The 16,960-nt window shown below is 60.2% G+C and carries 19 protein-coding genes; 4 read left to right on the plus strand and 15 right to left on the minus strand.

Features of this window, described 5'->3' with window-relative positions; translation table 11 throughout:
- Nucleotides 1-36: 36 nt before the first annotated feature.
- Nucleotides 37-819: a class I SAM-dependent methyltransferase gene (locus tag ASE98_RS13220; protein ID WP_060541810.1), complete on the minus strand. Its 783-nt coding sequence runs from the start codon at nucleotides 817-819 to the stop codon at nucleotides 37-39.
- Between the two features lie 93 nt (nucleotides 820-912).
- Here ASE98_RS13220 and ASE98_RS13225 point away from each other — a divergent pair, with 93 nt between their 5' ends.
- Nucleotides 913-1,533, plus strand: a complete 621-nt coding sequence (locus tag ASE98_RS13225; RefSeq protein WP_060541811.1) for a hypothetical protein — start codon at nucleotides 913-915, stop codon at nucleotides 1,531-1,533.
- A 3-nt stretch (nucleotides 1,534-1,536) separates the two neighbouring features.
- Here ASE98_RS13225 and ASE98_RS13230 read toward each other — a convergent pair whose 3' ends face one another.
- The 9 genes from ASE98_RS13230 to ppc all read right to left on the minus strand — a co-directional run bounded on the left by ASE98_RS13230 (nucleotide 1,537) and on the right by ppc (nucleotide 10,345).
- Nucleotides 1,537-2,232 carry an extensin-like domain-containing protein gene (locus ASE98_RS13230; RefSeq protein ID WP_060541812.1) on the minus strand — a complete coding sequence of 232 codons (696 nt, stop codon included), beginning with the start codon at nucleotides 2,230-2,232 and terminating at the stop codon, nucleotides 1,537-1,539.
- A 2-nt stretch (nucleotides 2,233-2,234) separates the two neighbouring features.
- On the minus strand, nucleotides 2,235-3,056 hold the full coding sequence (locus ASE98_RS13235) for an isocitrate lyase/PEP mutase family protein (RefSeq protein WP_060541813.1): 822 nt from the start codon (nucleotides 3,054-3,056) through the stop codon (nucleotides 2,235-2,237).
- A gap of 32 nt (nucleotides 3,057-3,088) precedes the next feature.
- Entirely contained in the window at nucleotides 3,089-3,949 is an 861-nt protein-coding gene (locus ASE98_RS13240) for a DUF72 domain-containing protein (RefSeq protein ID WP_060541814.1), read from the minus strand.
- Nucleotides 3,949-4,254, minus strand: coding sequence for a hypothetical protein (locus tag ASE98_RS13245; RefSeq protein WP_060541815.1), 306 nt, complete (start codon nucleotides 4,252-4,254; stop codon nucleotides 3,949-3,951). Before ASE98_RS13245 ends, ASE98_RS13240 begins: the two co-directional genes overlap by 1 nt.
- 229 nt (nucleotides 4,255-4,483) lie before the next feature.
- On the minus strand, nucleotides 4,484-5,344 hold the full coding sequence (locus tag ASE98_RS25850; protein ID WP_236707795.1) for a hypothetical protein: 861 nt from the start codon (nucleotides 5,342-5,344) through the stop codon (nucleotides 4,484-4,486).
- An 18-nt stretch (nucleotides 5,345-5,362) separates the two neighbouring features.
- Nucleotides 5,363-5,683 (minus strand): hypothetical protein, encoded by a 321-nt coding sequence (locus ASE98_RS27215; RefSeq protein ID WP_060541817.1) that lies wholly within the window; start codon nucleotides 5,681-5,683, stop codon nucleotides 5,363-5,365.
- 326 nt (nucleotides 5,684-6,009) lie between these two features.
- Nucleotides 6,010-6,690 carry a tRNA (adenosine(37)-N6)-threonylcarbamoyltransferase complex dimerization subunit type 1 TsaB gene (gene tsaB / locus ASE98_RS13260; protein ID WP_060541818.1) on the minus strand — a complete coding sequence of 227 codons (681 nt, stop codon included), beginning with the start codon at nucleotides 6,688-6,690 and terminating at the stop codon, nucleotides 6,010-6,012.
- Between the two features lie 88 nt (nucleotides 6,691-6,778).
- Entirely contained in the window at nucleotides 6,779-7,426 is a 648-nt protein-coding gene (gene adk / locus ASE98_RS13265; protein ID WP_060541819.1) for an adenylate kinase, read from the minus strand.
- A gap of 288 nt (nucleotides 7,427-7,714) precedes the next feature.
- Complete coding sequence (gene ppc / locus ASE98_RS13270) at nucleotides 7,715-10,345, minus strand: phosphoenolpyruvate carboxylase (RefSeq protein WP_060541820.1); 2,631 nt, start codon at nucleotides 10,343-10,345, stop codon at nucleotides 7,715-7,717.
- 202 nt (nucleotides 10,346-10,547) lie between these two features.
- Here ppc and ASE98_RS13275 point away from each other — a divergent pair, with 202 nt between their 5' ends.
- The 3 genes from ASE98_RS13275 to ASE98_RS13285 all read left to right on the plus strand — a co-directional run bounded on the left by ASE98_RS13275 (nucleotide 10,548) and on the right by ASE98_RS13285 (nucleotide 12,564).
- On the plus strand, nucleotides 10,548-10,892 hold the full coding sequence (locus ASE98_RS13275; protein WP_060541821.1) for a hypothetical protein: 345 nt from the start codon (nucleotides 10,548-10,550) through the stop codon (nucleotides 10,890-10,892).
- A gap of 414 nt (nucleotides 10,893-11,306) precedes the next feature.
- Nucleotides 11,307-11,720 (plus strand): DUF4398 domain-containing protein, encoded by a 414-nt coding sequence (locus tag ASE98_RS13280; protein ID WP_060541822.1) that lies wholly within the window; start codon nucleotides 11,307-11,309, stop codon nucleotides 11,718-11,720.
- A gap of 46 nt (nucleotides 11,721-11,766) precedes the next feature.
- On the plus strand, nucleotides 11,767-12,564 hold the full coding sequence (locus ASE98_RS13285; RefSeq protein ID WP_060541823.1) for an OmpA family protein: 798 nt from the start codon (nucleotides 11,767-11,769) through the stop codon (nucleotides 12,562-12,564).
- 127 nt (nucleotides 12,565-12,691) lie between these two features.
- Here the strand turns inward: ASE98_RS13285 and ASE98_RS13290 are convergent, their stop codons facing one another.
- The 5 genes from ASE98_RS13290 to ASE98_RS13310 form a co-directional block, all read right to left on the minus strand.
- The gene (locus ASE98_RS13290) at nucleotides 12,692-13,021 is read right to left on the minus strand and encodes a hypothetical protein (protein ID WP_060541824.1); all 330 of its coding nucleotides are present in this window, start codon (nucleotides 13,019-13,021) and stop codon (nucleotides 12,692-12,694) included.
- On the minus strand, nucleotides 13,018-13,932 hold the full coding sequence (locus ASE98_RS13295) for an alpha/beta hydrolase (protein WP_060541825.1): 915 nt from the start codon (nucleotides 13,930-13,932) through the stop codon (nucleotides 13,018-13,020). Before ASE98_RS13295 ends, ASE98_RS13290 begins: the two co-directional genes overlap by 4 nt.
- A 146-nt stretch (nucleotides 13,933-14,078) precedes the next feature.
- On the minus strand, nucleotides 14,079-15,356 hold the full coding sequence (locus tag ASE98_RS13300) for a flavohemoglobin expression-modulating QEGLA motif protein (RefSeq protein ID WP_060541826.1): 1,278 nt from the start codon (nucleotides 15,354-15,356) through the stop codon (nucleotides 14,079-14,081).
- Between the two features lie 29 nt (nucleotides 15,357-15,385).
- Nucleotides 15,386-15,940 carry a hypothetical protein gene (locus ASE98_RS13305; protein WP_060541827.1) on the minus strand — a complete coding sequence of 185 codons (555 nt, stop codon included), beginning with the start codon at nucleotides 15,938-15,940 and terminating at the stop codon, nucleotides 15,386-15,388.
- Between the two features lie 310 nt (nucleotides 15,941-16,250).
- Complete coding sequence (locus ASE98_RS13310; RefSeq protein WP_177336972.1) at nucleotides 16,251-16,955, minus strand: TetR/AcrR family transcriptional regulator; 705 nt, start codon at nucleotides 16,953-16,955, stop codon at nucleotides 16,251-16,253.
- Nucleotides 16,956-16,960 lie beyond the last annotated feature (5 nt).

Below are 16,960 nucleotides of genomic sequence, written 5' to 3' on the forward strand. Positions count from 1 at the left end.
GGGAGCGGGCTTGCTCGCGAAGCAGGCGACGCGGTGCTAGGGCTTCAACGCCTTCTTCGGATAAATGTCATACCGGCTCGACTTGCCATCGAGCGCATGACTTGGCTTGGGCCCTTCAATACACGGAGCCTTGCGCGGGCGCTTGACCACCACCCGGTGGCTGGCCAGGGCCAGGGCCGCTGCAAGCAAGGCCGGCGCATCCGGGTCATCGCCCACCAGCGGCCGGAACAGGCGCATTTCCTTCTTCACCAATGCGGTTTTCTCACGATGCGGGAACATTGGGTCGAGGTAGATCACCTGGGGTGGCTCCCCTGCCCAATTGCTCATCACCTCGATTGAGTTGCCCTTGAGCAACTGCATGCGCGCCACGATCGGCGCCACCTCGAAATCGTCCGCGCCACGGGCCAGGCCATCTTCGAGCAAGGCACCAATCAACGGCTGGCGCTCGATCAGGCTCATCTCGCAGCCGAGGCTGGCCAGCACGAAGGCATCCTTGCCCAACCCGGCCGTGGCATCCAGTACGCGCGGGCGCACACCCTGTGCGACGCCGACCGCCTTGGCGATCATCTGTCCGCTGCCACCGCCGTACAGCCGGCGATGGGCCGCTCCGCCCTCGACGAAATCCACCCGCACCGGCCCTGGCGCATCCGCACCCAGCTGTTGCAACTGCAAACCCTGCTCGCCCACCTGCAAGGCGAACTCGGCGTCCGCCACCTGCAACGGCAAGTCCAGGCGCGCGGCCCACTGCTCGGCTTGTGGCTCGAAGGCTTCGCCGAGGGCCTCGACATGAATGCGGCACGACGCAGGTTGATCAATCATCGGAAAACACGCTCAAAAAATTAATGATCGGCAAAAACTGCCGATAACAAAACTATCGAGCATTTTGCCAGAGCTGAGCGTCGACCGAGAGAAATGTCAGACATTCAACCGACAATCACAGGTTTTATCTCGCCCTACGGCGATTACAACCTGCGAAACACCCAGGCACTGAGCGGCGTCAGTCACATCTGGCAGGATTTCTTCGCCCGTGCGCTGGCCGATCAGTCGGGTGAGGTGCTGCCTGAATCGCTCAACTTTCCACCCGTCGACCTCGACAGCCCGATCGAGCCCACTGTAGGTAGCGAACTGTTGGCACACATCGTGTCCCAGCGTTTATGCGATGTGCAGGACAACGAAGTCCGCCCGCCTGAACCGCTGTTCCTGCCGATTGCCGAGTTCGAAATGGACCTGGCCGACAAGCCGCTCCCTCCATTCCCGGCAGATGAAATCGTCGCCCAGCAAAAACAGCAGGACTTCGACAGCGGCTGGGTGCGCCCGATCGTGCTCAACGCCGGCCAGCCTGTGCCGCTAGCAGGCCCGGCGCCGCAACCCCGTGCGTTGCACCTGCCGATCGCCGAGTTCGAACTCGACCTGCTCGACAAGCCGTTCCCGCCGTTCTCGCCTGAAGAGTTGGTGGAACAACAGAAACAGCTCGACTTTGACAATGGTTGGGCGCGCCCGATCATCCTGCAGAACCTGCGCATCGCCGCCTGACCCTCAGCGACAGACCCACCACGGCCCGACATCCACATGAAAGTGATTGCGGTGGGCTGCGTTGTAGTCCGGGCTCAACACCACACTGAACATCCCGCAGGCGCCGTCGCGAACCTGACGCAGGAACAGCGCTTCCTGATTATCCTTGGGCCAATCCTTGAGCACGCTGATGGCCCGGCCATCGGCCAGGCGGAAACCGGCGATATCCAGCGCATTGGCACTGGCATGCTGGCTGCGCCGGCCGTTCTCGCGGCTGTAGACGTTGCGACAGGCAAAGCTGCCCAGATGCTCGACTCGCGTCACCGCTTGCCCGTAGACCGCCTGCGCGGCGGGCTGCAACACATGGTGCTCGAACAGGGCAAAGGACACGGCGAGGCGGCAACTGGCGAGAAAACTGCTGCTCAGGCCCACCTCGCCACCTTGCACGCGCAAGGTACCGGTCAACGGGCACGTCGCGTCAGGGCTGTCAGCCTGGTGGGTGACGCGCAGGCCGGAACTGCCCAGCGCTTGATCGCACAGTTGCGGGTCATCACGCAGACGCATCAGCTTGTAGCGGGTCAGCAGGTTCGGCGTGGCCTTCACATCCAGCGGCGCCCAGGGGTTCCATTGCGGCGCCAGGTCGATCCAGCCGCGCCAGACGCCCACCACCGCTGCGCCGCTGATCAACAGCAGCACCAGCAGCCACCTTGCGCCACGCATGGTCAGCCTTTGAACAGATTATTGGCCTGCTGGAACGGCATGCTGCGGGAGGTGAAGCCAAAGGTGCCCGACGTGCGGATTTCTTCGGCAGCACGAAAAAACTCGCCATAGGCCGCCAGCGCCAACGCCGAACCGACGCTGATGCGCTTGACGCCCATTTCGCTCAACTGCTCGACCGTCAGTTTCAAGCCACCGGACATCAACACATTGACCGGCTTGGGCGCCACGGCACGCACTACTGCCAGGACTTCCTCGGCGCTGCGCAGGCCCGGCGCATAAAGCACGTCGGCGCCAGCCTCGGCAAACGCCTGCAAGCGGCGGATGGTGTCGGCGAGGTCCGGCTTGCCGTGCAGATAGTTCTCCGCCCGGGCCGTCAGCGTGAAGTGAAAAGGCAAGCTGCGCGCGGCCACCACTGCAGCTTCAATGCGCGCCACAGCATGTTCGAAGCAGTAGATCGGACCTTCTTCACGCCCCGTGGCATCTTCAATCGAACCGCCAACGGCACCGGCCTCGGCTGCGCGCAGAATGCTTTTCGCGCAATCGACGGGGTTGTCGGCGAAACCGTTTTCCAGATCAACCGCCACCGGCAGATCGCTGGCCGCGACAATCGCCTGGACGTTGAGCAGGGTCTCGTCCAGGGTCAGTCCACCATCGGGACGCCCCCGGGAAAAAGCATAACCGGCACTGGTGGTGGCCAGCGCCTCGAAGCCGAGACTGGCGAGCATTTTCGCCGAGCCGGCGTCCCACGGATTGGGAATCACAAAAGCGCCGTTGCGTTCGTGCAGTGCCTGGAACGCCTGGGCTCGAAGGGTTTGCGCATCCATTTGGCAGCCTCCTGAACGGAAAAGAGTTCGCCTCAGAGCAGGCCAAGTTGCTCGATGACGGGCTCTCTGTATAGCTCAGCCAGCGCCGCCAAGCCAGGCAGGCGCTGCATCAGCATGCCGTGGAAGCGTTGCGCCAGCTTCGCCGCGAGCAGGTTGTCGGCGGTGTGCAGGAAGATGTAGGGCGTGCGGCCCTCTTCGATCCACAGGGCGATCTTTTCCACCCACGGCAACAGAAACGGGTCGTTGGCTTCGAGCAGCGGATGGCCAATGAAACGCACTTGGGGAAATCGGGTGAACGCCGCCGGACGTGGTGGAACCCGGGGCTTCTTCGATTGGGCATGGAGCACCGAGGGTTCGGTGGAGGTGCAACTGAACAGTGCTCGCGGATCGAGGCAGATACGTTCGACGCCGCGGTCGAGCAGCAGGCGATTGAGCATGCGCTCGCTGTCACCCCTGGCAAAGAAGTCGTCATGGCGCACTTCAACGGCCAACGGTCGTTCCAAGGCATCGATAAAACCGGCCAGTTCGGGCAAACGTTGTGGCGTGAAGCTTTTCGATAACTGCAACCACAGCGGCGACACCCGTTCGCCCAGAGGCTTGAGCAATTGCACGAAGGTGTCGGCGGCCGTCAATTGTTCGCGCAGATCGCCACCGTGGCTGATCTCACGGGGGAACTTGGCGGTGAAACGAAAGTGCTCGGGCATGCTCTCGGCCCAGCGTTGCACCGTATTGGCAGCCGGGCTCGCATAGAAGGTCGTATTGCCTTCCACGGCGTTGAATACCTGGGAATACAGATTCAGAAAATCGGCGGGTCTGGCGTCTGGCGGATACAGGTACTCGCGCCAGGCGTTTTCACTCCAGGACGGGCAACCAAGGTAGTAAGGCAGCGACATCAGATGTACAGGTCGAGGCCCAGCACGTCCGCTTCCCAATCGACGAAACCGGCGGTGCTCAGGTAGCTGGCCAAGGCCATTGCCGCACTTTTGCTCATGGAGCGCTGGTAGATCATGTCCTGCTGACGAGCCGGCAGATTGCTCAGTTTCTGTGCAGAGGCTTTGGCAGCACGGGCAGCCCGTTGTTCTTGCGTGGGCAACTCCAACTCACCGTCGATATCGACGTAGTCGTCTTCCGTCACAGGGCCTTTGCGAGGCTTGCGCTTGATCGGGTAGGACTGAGAGGAAACGCCGTCTATACGCATATATGCATGCTCGGAATCAGTGATGGCAGTTTAGTGGCGCAGAATCTGCTGCGCAAACGGCCGAGTGATAACTAGAACACAGAAAAGCGAAAAGGTTTAAAGCCGGGGGCAGAAAATGACGATTGGTAATCTTCTGCGGCGGCAATAGCCGTTCGCCGATCAACCACACCCCACCAGCCTATCAATTCGATAGGCTGGTCATTTAAGGCAAACTCGCCAAGGCGTCAGTTCACAACTGGACGCCATATACCGTTGGAGTGCGGGCCCCCGCGTCATTCAAATTCTCACCCGCTACAATGATTCGATTGCTTTGAACGCTGACCCCCCATGAAAGTCCGCCTACACCGAGACTGCCCCAGCCATTGCCACCGAAACTGGTATCAGGTCTCCCATCCGGAAGTAGCCTGGCCGCAATGACCAATAACTGAAGATTGGCATTGTTCCCCGTCATGACAATTTTACCATCCGACTGAATAGCCAATGCGTTCCAGAACGTGTCTCGTTCTGCATCAGTGAGCACGGGACTCGCACCGTTGAAGCTCGAGTCTGGACTTGCGTCGGCATTGAACCGCATTACCATGCCCACTGTTCTAGAGTTTCCGATAGAGGCTGCGCCAGCACACACCAATTTTCCATCGGCCTGCGCTACCATCTGCCTCATTCTCAATGGGGTTCCCGGGCTACTGTAAAAACCAAAACCTTTGTCAGCGAAAGTTGTGTCGACCTCGCCGTTGGGTGTAACGCAGGCTATTACCAACTGATCGTCAGCGGTCCCGCCGACAATAATCTTCCCATCGTCTCTTACAAGCACACTTCGCAATTCGATGGGGTAGTCTGCGTGTTTGACTTCTGCAACACCTCCGTTACCGAAACTCATATCAAGGCTCCCGGTCGCAGCAGTCAATCGTATTAACAGCGACAGCCTCCCTTCAGCAGTTCTGTAGCTGAACGTTACAAGTATTTTTCCATCGCTCTGAAGATAACCACTGACCAACTCCAACAGTACATATTCTTCATCAAGGACCGGAATCAGTACTGTGCCGAATACCAGGTCAGGACTCCCAGAGCTGTGGAAGCGCGTCAGTGCCACGCGGCCGGTACCGTCCCTTCACGTATCACCGATGACAAGTATCTTGTGGTCCGCTTGCACCAGTACGCAGGAAGGTCTGGATTCTTCGCCGCTGACAAAACGCCACTTTACATGGCCTGTTCCATTACCGAAGGACGGATCCACGCCCCCGTCAGGCGTAGTCCGATACAAAGCGTTTTCATTCTGCCAAGCCGTAAAATAGACCGATTCGTCCGCTGACAATTGCATTGCCCGCACAGAACCACTTTGAAGATTTGGCCGGACTTGTCCTGATTCGCCGAACCCAGGATCAAGAGGCAGGGCCCCTTGAGCTTTCAATTGAGTCGATTCCATTTCCATTTCTGCTCCTGCTTCCAGCCCGGAGGACACGACAGGTATCCAAAGCGGCTTCCTGACGATAGATCGAGACGTAACGGCAAGATCCAGGAGGGGAGCCACCCCGAGCCGATGAACCGACATTCAACGCTATGTGGAGAAGCAAAAGAAACTGTCAAATATGACAGTTGCGGCAACATAAACCCTCCTGTAGAAAGGGTAAATTGCGCATGAATAGAATCAATGCAACACAGTTAAAAGCCCTTATAACCGTTGCCGGAAAAAGAGCCTTGGTCCCGCTGTGTTAGCCAGATTGCGAACTACTGAAACCTTGAAAAATTACGCATTAATCATGTTTTCGGTAATTTAGGCGTCGCCACTTTATCGCGCAGATAAACCGGCTGCGCTTGATCGGCCACGATCGCCTCGCCCCGCGCCCAGGCAAATCGCGCCAGGGTCAGCAGGTCTTCGGCGTGAGGCAGCATGCCCGCGTCCTGGCCGGTCAGGCTGACAGCAATACGTTCGGCATACCCCCAACCGGTGCCCGCGCCGAACCATTCGCCACTGGCGTCCGCCGGCAACGCCGCCACTTCCGGAGGCAATACCGCCTCAACGCCAGCCAGTCGCATCTCCCCCGCCGTTTCGCGGTAGCAACCCCAATACACTTCGTCCATGCGCGCATCGATGGCGGCGGCAACCTGGCTGGCGCCATGCTCGCGAAAGGCGCGTTGCGCCAGCACCGCCAGGTTCGACACCGGCAACACCGGGCGATCGAGGGCGAACGCCAGGCCCTGGACCACACCGATGGCAATTCGAACGCCAGTGAAGGCCCCCGGGCCACGGCCAAAAGCGATGGCATCCACAGCTTGCAGGGTAGTCCCGGCATCAGCGAGCAATTGCTGGATCATCGGCAACAGCTTCTGCGCATGCAGGCGCGGGATCACCTCGTAATGGCTCGTGACCTTGCCGTCATGCAGCAAGGCAACGGAGCAAGCTTCAGTCGCGGTGTCCAGGGCCAGCAAGGTGCTCATCGATGTGTCCGTAACAAGAGGTCAGAAAAAGTGCGTCAGTATAAACAACTACGGCCCGCAAGCGGGCCGTAGATCATGCAGCAAGTGATCAGCTCAGGGCAGCAAGCACCTTGGAGGTGATCGCTTCAACCGAACCGACGCCTTCGATATGGCTGTACTTGGGCTTGCCATTGGCAGCGGACAGCTTCTGGTAGAAATCCACCAGCGGCTTGGTCTGCGAATGGTAGACCGACAGGCGATGACGCACGGTTTCTTCGGTGTCGTCTTTGCGCTGCACCAGCTCTTCACCGGTGACGTCGTCCTTGCCGGCCACTTTCGGCGGGTTGTAGACGATGTGGTAAACGCGACCGCTGGCCTCGTGAACACGGCGACCGGCGATACGCTGGACGATTTCTTCGTCTTCAACGGCGATTTCAACAACCGCATCCAGTTCGACACCGGCAGTCACCAGGGCTTCTGCCTGAGGAATGGTGCGCGGGAAGCCGTCGAACAGGAAACCGTTGGCGCAGTCGGACTGGGCAATGCGGTCCTTGACCAGTGCGATGATCAGGTCGTCGGATACCAGGCCGCCGGCATCCATGATGCTCTTGGCCTTGATGCCCAGCTCTGTGCCGGCCTTGACCGCAGCACGCAGCATGTCGCCGGTGGAGATTTGCGGAATGCCGAATTTTTCGGTGATGAACTGAGCCTGAGTACCTTTACCGGCCCCGGGAGCTCCCAGCAGAATGACGCGCATCGATGTGCTCCTCAATTTTTTATATGGATAACGTCAGATTCGCCTCGTGGGGCCAATCTCAAAAATAGGGTCGTGGCCGCCCAAACGGCCAAAGGCTGATCAAGATACACAGCAGGCTGCGCCCACACAAGACGGCAAAAGTCGGAGAAACCGCTGCCCGATGTGACCCGGCCACTGAGTTTTACAAGTCGCAACCCCATCATTAACTGTCGCCTGGCAGTACTTTCCCAACGGCCATGCGCGGACCTGCGGCACATCGACCGCAGGCCTGAACCCGAGGCAAAAACCTTAGCCGGTGTTACGCAAACCGGCGGCAATCCCCGCCACAGACACCAGCAAGGCCTGTTCTACTGGGCTGCCCTGCGCTACATCCTGCAGTCGCGAACGGGCCAGCAACTCGGCCTGCAATAGATGTAGCGGGTCGAGGTAAGTGTTGCGCAAGCGGATGAACTCAAGGGTGGCTGGGCTATGTGCCAGCAGCTGCGACTGACCGGTCAGGCCCAGGACGATGGTGCACGCCTGCGACAATAGGTCGCGTAAGTGCGCGCCCAATGGCAGCAGATCCGCCTCGACCAGACGCTCGTCGTAGGACCGCGCAATATCCGCGTCGGCTTTGGCCAGGACCATTTCCAGCATATCGATACGGGTACGGAAGAACGGCCACTGCTCGCGCATCTGCCCCAACAGTTCGCCTTCGCCGCGTTCCAGCGCCTTGCTCAGGGCCGCTTCCCAGCCGAGCCAGGCCGGCAGCATCAGGCGTGTCTGGGTCCAGCCGAAGATCCATGGAATCGCCCGCAGGCTCTCGATCCCGCCGGCCCGTCGCTTGGCCGGCCGGCTGCCCAAAGGCAAGCGGCCGAGTTCCTGCTCCGGGGTGGACTGGCGGAAGTACTCGACGAACTGCGGATTTTCCCGCACCACGGCGCGATAGGCGCTGACACCGTCGGCCGCCAGTTCGTCCATCAAGTGTCGCCACTCAGGTGTCGGTGGTGGCGGTGGCAACAGGGTCGCTTCAAGCACCGCCGCCAGATAAAGGTTGAGGTTCTGTTCGGCGATGTCCGGCAGGCCGAACTTGAATCGAATCATTTCCCCCTGCTCGGTGGTTCGGAAGCGCCCCGCCACCGACCCCGGCGGCTGCGACAGAATCGCCGCATGGGCCGGGCCGCCGCCACGGCCCACGGTGCCGCCGCGACCGTGGAACAGCAGCAGTTCCACTTGCTGTTCGCGGCAGATATCCACCAGGCGCTCCTGCGCCCGATACTGCGCCCAGGCCGCCGCCGTGGTGCCGGCGTCCTTGGCCGAGTCGGAGTAGCCGATCATCACTTCCTGCGGCCCTTGCAGGCGAGAGCGATAACCCGGCAACAGCAACAATTTCTCGATCACCGGGCCGGCGTTGTCGAGGTCGGCCAGGGTTTCGAACAGCGGCACCACACGCATCGGCCGCAACACGCCGGACTCTTTGAGCAGCAATTGCACGGCCAGCACATCGGAAGCGGCGCCGGCCATGGAGATCACGTAAGAACCCAGGGACGCGCCCGGTGCGGCTGCGATTTCCCGGCAGGTCGCCAGTACTTCGGCGGTGTCGGCAGAAGGTTTGAAGTAAGTCGGCAGCAATGGTCGACGGTTGCCCAGTTCGCGCAGCAGGAAGGCGATGCGCTCTTCCTCGCTCCAGTCTTCGTAGCGACCCAGGCCCAGGTAGTCGGTAATTTCGGTCATGGCACCGGTGTGCCGCGACGAGTCCTGACGCACATCGAGGCGCACCAGGAAAAGGCCGAAGGTCACTGCCCGGCGCAGGCAGTCGAGCAACGGGCCGTCGGCAATCACGCCCATGCCGCACTCGTGCAATGACTGAAAGCACAGCTCCAGCGGGTCGAGCAGCTCACGGTTGTTTTGCAGCACATCGGCCGGTGCCGGCGTCGGCGCCGACAATGCGCTGTGCGCCCAGTTGCGCGTCGCCCGCAAGCGCTCTCGCAGCTGTTTGAGCACCGCCCGGTAAGGTTCGGCGCTGTCGCCGGCCTTGGCCTTGAGTGCTTCGCTGGCCTGTTGCATGGACAATTCAGCGGCCAGGTGATCGACATCGCGCAAATACAGGTCTGCCGCCATCCAGCGCGCCAGCAGTAGTACTTCGCGGGTGACCGTCGCCGTCACGTTGGGGTTGCCGTCGCGGTCACCGCCCATCCACGAGGCAAAGCGGATCGGCGCCGCTTCCAGTGGCAAACGCAGGCCAGTGGCGGCATGCAGGGCCTGATCGGCCTTGCGCAGGTAATTGGGGATCGCCTGCCACAGCGAATGTTCGATCACCGCGAAACCCCATTTGGCTTCGTCAACCGGTGTCGGGCGGGTGCGGCGGATTTCTTCGGTGTGCCAGGCTTCGGCGATCAGGCGCTGGAGCGTGGCCTGGATCTGTTCCCGCTCGCTAGCGGTCAGGTCGCGGTGGTCCAGCGCCGCCAGTTGCGCGGCAATGGCGTCGTATTTCTGGATCAGCGTGCGCCGGGCGACCTCGGTCGGGTGCGCCGTGAGGACCAGCTCGATCTCCAGTCGTCCCAATTGCCGGGCCAGCGCCTCGGCACCGTGCCCTTCGGCGCGCAGGCGCGCGAGCAATTCAGGCAGTACCCGGGCTTCGAACGGCGCGGCCTGGGTTTCTTCGCGACGGTGGATCAGTTGGTACTGCTCGGCGATGTTGGCCAGGTTGAGAAACTGGTTGAACGCCCGCGCCACCGGCAGCAATTCGTCTTCGGTCAGTTGATTGAGACTGGCGCTGAGCTCGGCATCCATGGAGCCACGACGGTCGGCCTTGGCGCCCTTGCGGATCTGCTCGATCTTGTCGAGAAACCCCTCGCCATACTGTTCACGAATGGTGTTGCCCAGCAGCTCACCCAACAGGTGAACGTCTTCGCGCAAGCGTGCATCAATATCGGTCATCAGCGGGTCTCCAGCAAAGAATCCGGGCGGCTTTTAACCTAGAGAGTGCCGCTCCAGACGGGTTCTTACAAGCCAGACGACGAAGTGACGTCAAACTTTGCCGGTTGAAGCTAGTCTCAACAGAAGGCCGTACAACGACCTTCGCCGGCACTTGCCGGATACTCACACTGCCTGCCACGAGCAGACGCACCATGAGGTCTCTATGAAAATCCGCGAACTCGCCCACCATTGGGAAGAAAACGCCAAGGGTCGCCTGACCGATACCGGCTACTCGATTCATCTGGACGTGGAAGCCGCCGCCCGCCTGGCGGCGATCATCGATATGTACCCCAAGCGGCATCCCGAAGAACTGCTCGGTGACCTGATCGGTGCCGCCCTGGAGGAACTGGAAAGAAGCTTCCCCTATGTGAAAGGCTCGACCGTGGTCGCCACCGATGAAGAGGGTGATCCGCTGTATGAAGACGTCGGGCCGACCCCGCGTTTTCTAGCCCTGTCACGTCGCCATCTACACGATTTGGCAGCCGGCGACGACAAGCAGAAACACTGATCTCCCTCCCCGCCATACCTGCTCGCGATGGACTCAAGGACACCGTGGGGAACCGGACTCCCCGCGTAATCGTTAACCACCATCGCGAGCATGCTCGCTCCTACCTGGGAATRCGGTCCACTGTAGGAGCGAGCACGCTCGCGATGGACTCAAGACCACCGCGGCGAACCAGACACCCCGCGTAATCGTTAACAACCATCGCAAACATACTCCACTCCCAAAAACACGGTCTGGAACCCTGCCGATTCCGTCACGGTTTTTCGATAGCTGGCTAAATTTCTCTGAACTTTCGAAAAAAGCTCCGGGTCAACCAGGTAACCACACCTGGGACGAGCGTTTCAAATTCTCTCGAATTAGACGGTTCGCGGCTCCTTGCCCAGGATGGATTTTCAACGTTTATCTGGAGTTGACCCAATGGAGTTGAAGACTATGAAAACCCGTACTGGCATCCCCTCGTTCACCCACCTGCGCAGTTTGAAACTGGCGGCGCTGGCCCTCGGCACCGGCCTGATTCTGGCCGGTTGCGCCGGTAACCCTCCCACCGAGCAATACGCGGTAACCCAATCAGCCGTTAACGACGCCGTGAGCGCCGGTGGCACCGAGTTCGCCGCGGTGGAAATGAAATCCGCCCAGGACAAGCTCAAGCAGGCCGAGATCGCCATGCATGACAAGAAATACGACGAGGCCCGACTGCTCGCCGAACAAGCCGAGTGGGACGCTCGCGTGGCCGAGCGCAAGGCCCAGGCCATGAAAGCTGATCAGACGGTGAAGGACTCTCAGAAAGGGGTCCAGGAACTGCGTCAGGAAAGCCAGCGCACCGTTCAATAAACGCCGCGGCACGACGTATTTCTTATTCAACTAAAAGGACGAAACCATGAAGCGCACACAATTGATGATCCCTGCCCTGCTGGCTGTCACCGTTGCCTTGGCGGCCTGCTCCACGCCTCCCAACGCCAACCTCGAACAGGCCAGAACCAATTACGCCGGCCTGCAGGCCAACCCGCAGGCAAGCAAAGTCGCCGCTCTGGAAACCAAGGAAGCCAGCGACTATTTGAACAAGGCCGACAAGGCCTACATGGACAAGGAAGACGCGGCCCAGGTTGACCAACTGGCGTATCTGACCAACCAGCGGGTGGAAGTCGCCAAGCAAACCATCGCCCTGCGCACCGCCGAAGCCAATCTCAAAGACGCCTCGGCGCAACGGGCCCAGGCCCGACTGGATGCCCGCGACCAACAGATCAAACAGTTGCAGAACAGCCTCAACGCCAAGCAGACCGATCGCGGCACCCTGGTGACCTTCGGTGACGTACTGTTCGCCACCGACAAAGCCGAGCTGAACTCCAACGGCTTGGTCAACACCAATAAACTGGCGCAGTACCTGCAGGAAAACCCGGACCGTAAAGTGATTGTCGAAGGCTATACCGACAGTACCGGTACGGCTTCGCACAACCAGTCGCTGTCGGAACGCCGCGCAAACTCCGTGCGTGCGGCGCTGGTGAAGATGGGTGTTGATCCGACGCGCATCGTCGCCCAGGGTTATGGCAAGGAATATCCTGTAGCCGATAACACCAGTACTTCGGGGCGGGCGATGAACCGTCGGGTAGAAGTGACTATTTCCAATGACAACCAGCCGGTGATTCCGCGTTCGGCGGTGAGTGTAAACAGCCAATAACGGGTGGAAATACGTAACCAATGTGGGAGCGGGCTTGCTCGCGAAGGCGGTGTGTCAGACAACAGTGATGTTGAATGTAAGACCGCATTCGCGAGCAAGCCCGCTCCCACAGTTGATTTATCCAGTCTTACTGCTCCAGCTTTTGCGGCGTTTCCTGCCCCATGCAACGCACGGCTTTCTTCTTGCTGTCCACCAGCACCCCGGTCAGGCCTTTCTGGTCCATGTCGAACAGCACCAGCACACCATCAACGCACTGCGCCACTTGCGAGGCCGGCTCCAGGGAGACTCGGTAGTCTTCACCCGGCACCGTCTTGAGCATGGTGAACTCGCTGAGCAGCAGCGCGTCTTCCGGTTTGGCAAAGTGCAGGTAGCCGTACCACCACAGGGCAGCTACCGTGCCGAGGATGCTGCAGATACCGGTGATGATCAGCGGGATGGCATTACGTTCTTCACTCATTGCGGACTCTCTGGTGGTTCATCTTCAGAATGCTGGGGCGCCGGGTAATTGGGGATTTCACCCAGGCGGCGCAGACCGTTGAAATGCTGCGGGTCATCAAGATAACGCAGCATGACGTTGCGCCAGACCGGGTCGGCGAAGGTCTGCACATGACCGCCCCGGGTCAGTTGCAACACTCGCGGCGGCGGCGCAGCTTGATACAGACGGATGCCGTTGGAAAGAGGCACGATCGGATCGTCGATGCTGTGGTAGATCAGTTTCGGCACGCCTTTGAGTTGCGCGATTGAATTGATCGCGCTGTCACCATCCGGTACCAGCCACGACAGCGGCACCTGAAATGGCCAGGTCAGCCATGACGTACTCAGGACAAATTGCCCGACGTCGCGGTAGCTGGCGGGTGCGCCATCGAGCACGATGGCCTTGAGTTGCTTCTGCCGTTGCGGGTGCTGCACCAGATAATGCACGGCCATCGAGCCACCCAGGCTCTGGCCGAGCAAGACCAGCGGCTTGCCCTTGACCTCGGGTGCCTGGTCGAGCCATTTGAACGCGGTGTCGATGTCCTGATAGATCCCCGACAGGCTCGGTTCGCCCTCGGACAGGCCGTATCCGCGATAGTCGATCAGCAACACCTGGTAACCGTTTTTCGGTAACCAGAAGCTGCCGCCGAGGTGCATAGGCAGGTTGCCACCGTTGCCGTGCAGGTGCAGGACAGTGCCTTTGACTTCGACACCCTGCTTCGCCGGCAGCCACCAGGCATTCAGCTTGAGGCCGTCTGCGGTGGTCAGGGTGACCTCGCGGTATTGAAGACCGGCTTTTTCCGGGGTGAATAGCTGGCCGGGTTCAGGGTAGAACAGCAACGAGCCGCAACCGCTCAAGGTCAGGAGGAGGCAAACGATGCCGAGGATTCTCATCCGTTGAAGCCTCGCATTAATGGTGGTTGGAACACAGAACGAATGTGGGAGCGGGCTTGCTCGCGAAAGCAGTGTGTCAGTCAATAGACGTTCTGAATGTTAGACCGCATTCGCGAGCAAGCCCGCTCCCACAGGGGCCGACTCACTCACAGGATGTTGGAGTAATCCGCCTCGATCCGGTCCAGGCTCAGGTGGTTGAGGAAGTTGGAGAAGCACATCCACGCCGACAATGCGTTCATGTCGCGAAACTGTTCCGGCAGGTACTTGGGCGGTACCACCAGGCCTTCATCCACCAGCTGGCGCAAGGTGCGCATGTCTTCCAGAGTGGTCTTGCCGCAGAACAGCAGCGGAATCTGCTCCAGCTTGCCTTTGCGCACCGCCAGCTGAATGTAGTTGTAAATCATGATGAAGCCCTTGAGATAGGACAAGTCTTTGGTAAATGGCAGACCTGTCGGCACCGAACCGCGGAAAACGCGGCTGGTGTTGCTATAGCTGTCAGCCATCTCGAAGCCTTGCTCACGGAAGAACTCGAACACCTGCAGGAAGTCGGCGCCCTCTTCCACCATATGAATCGCCCGGGTGCGGTTGGTCAGTTTGCGCAAGCGACTGGGGTAGGAAGCGAAGGTGATGATCTCCATCAGGATCGCCAGGCCTTCCTGGGTCACCGTGGACGAGGGTGGGCCTTTGGACAGGAAGGTACAGATAGGCTGGTTCAAGCCGTTGAGCGTGGTGCCAACGTGCACCAGCCCTTCGTGGACTTCCAGGGCGCGCACGTCGCGCTGGTTGAACATCGCATCGGTGCGGATCTTGATGTAGTCGGCACCGGCCGCCGCATCGGCAACAATCCCGTCGGATTCGAATACCCGGATGGTTTCCTCGGCCTCGCCAAACACTTTGTTCAGGCGATGCTGCAGCATGTCCACCGCTTCCTTGGCGGTCAGCGTCTTGGGTTCATCCTTGAGGTCACCACGGCCGTCGATGTTGTTCAGGTAGTCGGACAGCATCAGTCCCAGGTCGGACAGGGTCGGGTCTCCGGCGTGGAACGCATCGGAAGCGGCGCCGTAAAGCTCCTGGGAAATCAGGCCGAAGTCCTCGGTACCGCGCGCTTCGAGCATGCGCACTACCATGCGGTATTCCTTGCACATGCGCCGCATGATCTGCCCGACCGGGTTGAACTGGCCGAGCTGGCGAGTGATGTCGCGCTCGATATTCTGGAACTCCAGCTTCACCTGGCTGGAGTCGAACGCCAGAGGCCGGTTGAGGTAGTAGTCGCGATCCACTGCGGGCATTTCCTTGCCCTTGGCCTTCAGGAAGCCTTTGCGAATGTTGTCATCCCATTTGACCGCATCGAGTACGCGAATCGGCGTCTGCGCCAGCACAATGCGGTCAGACAAAATGCGTATCGACTGCTGGTAATCGTCCACGCGGAACTCCTGTAGAAAAACGTGCCGGGTTATTTGGTTTTGGCCTGGTGCTGGTAGCGCACGGCCTCGACGAACACATCGGTATTGGCCGGGTCGTCGAGGTACGCCGAGACTTGATCCATGTTGCTGTCGATCAGCACGCCATCGCCATCGTCAGTCTGGAAGCCTTGTCCGCTCAGGGAGCGTTGTTTGATGGCCTGGTTGATCTGGTCGAGGTCGAGGTTATAAACCACCAGTTCATGTTTGTCGGTGAGTTCGAAGCCGGCGATAGTGAAATGCCCGCCGAACTGCGCCGGCACTTTCGCCGACAGATACCAGCGATTGCCATGACGCGACACGGTGAAGGGATAAGCTTCGCGCTCCTTGGGCCTGGCCCTGTAGTAGCTGACGGCCTGATAGCGATTATCGCCGATGCGGGTCAGCTCCAGGTTGAGCGGCTCACCCCAGGCGTTGGTGCTGGTCCATTCGCCAAGCAGCCCTTTGGGCGCGGGCTCGCTGGTGGGCAGCGGCGCCTTGAACGTCACCAGGCAGCCGCTGAGCAGCAGGAACGACAAGGCGATCACAACGACACGCCAGACTCTCATTCAACACTCCCTATCGACACGCTTCGCCCTAAAATGACCACCTCAGCCTGTGGACGCGAGCCCGTGGCGAGGGGCTTGTGTGGCAAGAGGGCCTGTGTGGCAAAGGGGCTTGTGCGGCCAGGGTGCTTTTGTGGCGAGGGGGCTTGCCAACGTTGGACTACGCAGTAGTCCCTGTTTTGGGGCCGCTTCGCGGCCCGACGGGGGCAAGCCCCCTCGCCACAAAAGCAACCCTAGCCACACAAGCACCCTAGCCACAAAAGTCCCCCGGCCACAAAACCCCTCTCACCACACAAGCCCGCTCTTACAGGAATCACACCGACGCCAGCACCAAATGCATGTAACGCGTCAGGATACCGAGCATTTCCTCTTCGGCGTCAGGTTCGGCGTCATTGAGCAGGCCCTGATATTCCATCCGCCCGATAATCGCCGTCAACACTTTGGCATCCTGGTCAGGCTCACGGGAACCCAGTACCTGAAATAACTGGCAGGTGCCCTGCAGCAGAATCTGCTGATGCGAGCGCACCAGTTGGGCCAGGCGCGGGTTGAGCAACGCTTCCTGACGAAACGCCTGCTCGGCCATCAAGTGCTCGCGGCGGTTGACCAGTTGCCGATGGACATAGTCGGTCATCAGCCGTGCGATGTTGTCCGCCAGCTTCGAGCGCGCCTGCGGGCTGCCGTCGCCGCTGTCGACCATCTCGCGCAACAGGCCTTCATTGTTGATCCACAACTTGGCCATGTAGGCCGCGCTGCGCTCAACGTATTGGGCGAAGGTATCGTTGAGCAGGTCATCGATATCCTTGAAATAGTAGGTGGTCGCCGACAATGGCACCGCCGCCTCGGCCGCCACCGCACGGTGGCGTACAGCCCGCACGCCATCGCGCACGACGATGCGCATGGCGGCATCGAGGATGTCCTGTCGACGCTGCTCGCTGCCCTGTCGGCTGGCCTTGCGGCCCTGGTACTGAACACTTTCAGCGACCGCAGTGGCGATATCCGCTGCACCTTCTTGAGCTATTGCAC

Origin of the sequence: Pseudomonas sp. Leaf48 (genome assembly GCF_001421885.1) — a bacterium.
Lineage (GTDB): Bacteria > Pseudomonadota > Gammaproteobacteria > Pseudomonadales > Pseudomonadaceae > Aquipseudomonas.

What these genes read in the sequence shown, in the direction of transcription:
- ASE98_RS13220 (WP_060541810.1), bottom strand. Translation starts at nt 819, where the DNA reads ATGATTGATCAACCTGCGTCGTGCCGCATTCATGTCGAGGCCCTCGGC.
- ASE98_RS13225 (WP_060541811.1), top strand. Translation starts at nt 913, where the DNA reads ATGTCAGACATTCAACCGACAATCACAGGTTTTATCTCGCCCTACGGC.
- ASE98_RS13230 (WP_060541812.1), bottom strand. Translation starts at nt 2,232, where the DNA reads ATGCGTGGCGCAAGGTGGCTGCTGGTGCTGCTGTTGATCAGCGGCGCA.
- ASE98_RS13235 (WP_060541813.1), bottom strand. Translation starts at nt 3,056, where the DNA reads ATGGATGCGCAAACCCTTCGAGCCCAGGCGTTCCAGGCACTGCACGAA.
- ASE98_RS13240 (WP_060541814.1), bottom strand. Translation starts at nt 3,949, where the DNA reads ATGTCGCTGCCTTACTACCTTGGTTGCCCGTCCTGGAGTGAAAACGCC.
- ASE98_RS13245 (WP_060541815.1), bottom strand. Translation starts at nt 4,254, where the DNA reads ATGCGTATAGACGGCGTTTCCTCTCAGTCCTACCCGATCAAGCGCAAG.
- ASE98_RS27215 (WP_060541817.1), bottom strand. Translation starts at nt 5,683, where the DNA reads ATGGAAATGGAATCGACTCAATTGAAAGCTCAAGGGGCCCTGCCTCTT.
- tsaB (WP_060541818.1), bottom strand. Translation starts at nt 6,690, where the DNA reads ATGAGCACCTTGCTGGCCCTGGACACCGCGACTGAAGCTTGCTCCGTT.
- adk (WP_060541819.1), bottom strand. Translation starts at nt 7,426, where the DNA reads ATGCGCGTCATTCTGCTGGGAGCTCCCGGGGCCGGTAAAGGTACTCAG.
- ppc (WP_060541820.1), bottom strand. Translation starts at nt 10,345, where the DNA reads ATGACCGATATTGATGCACGCTTGCGCGAAGACGTTCACCTGTTGGGT.
- ASE98_RS13275 (WP_060541821.1), top strand. Translation starts at nt 10,548, where the DNA reads ATGAAAATCCGCGAACTCGCCCACCATTGGGAAGAAAACGCCAAGGGT.
- ASE98_RS13280 (WP_060541822.1), top strand. Translation starts at nt 11,307, where the DNA reads ATGGAGTTGAAGACTATGAAAACCCGTACTGGCATCCCCTCGTTCACC.
- ASE98_RS13285 (WP_060541823.1), top strand. Translation starts at nt 11,767, where the DNA reads ATGAAGCGCACACAATTGATGATCCCTGCCCTGCTGGCTGTCACCGTT.
- ASE98_RS13290 (WP_060541824.1), bottom strand. Translation starts at nt 13,021, where the DNA reads ATGAGTGAAGAACGTAATGCCATCCCGCTGATCATCACCGGTATCTGC.
- ASE98_RS13295 (WP_060541825.1), bottom strand. Translation starts at nt 13,932, where the DNA reads ATGAGAATCCTCGGCATCGTTTGCCTCCTCCTGACCTTGAGCGGTTGC.
- ASE98_RS13305 (WP_060541827.1), bottom strand. Translation starts at nt 15,940, where the DNA reads ATGAGAGTCTGGCGTGTCGTTGTGATCGCCTTGTCGTTCCTGCTGCTC.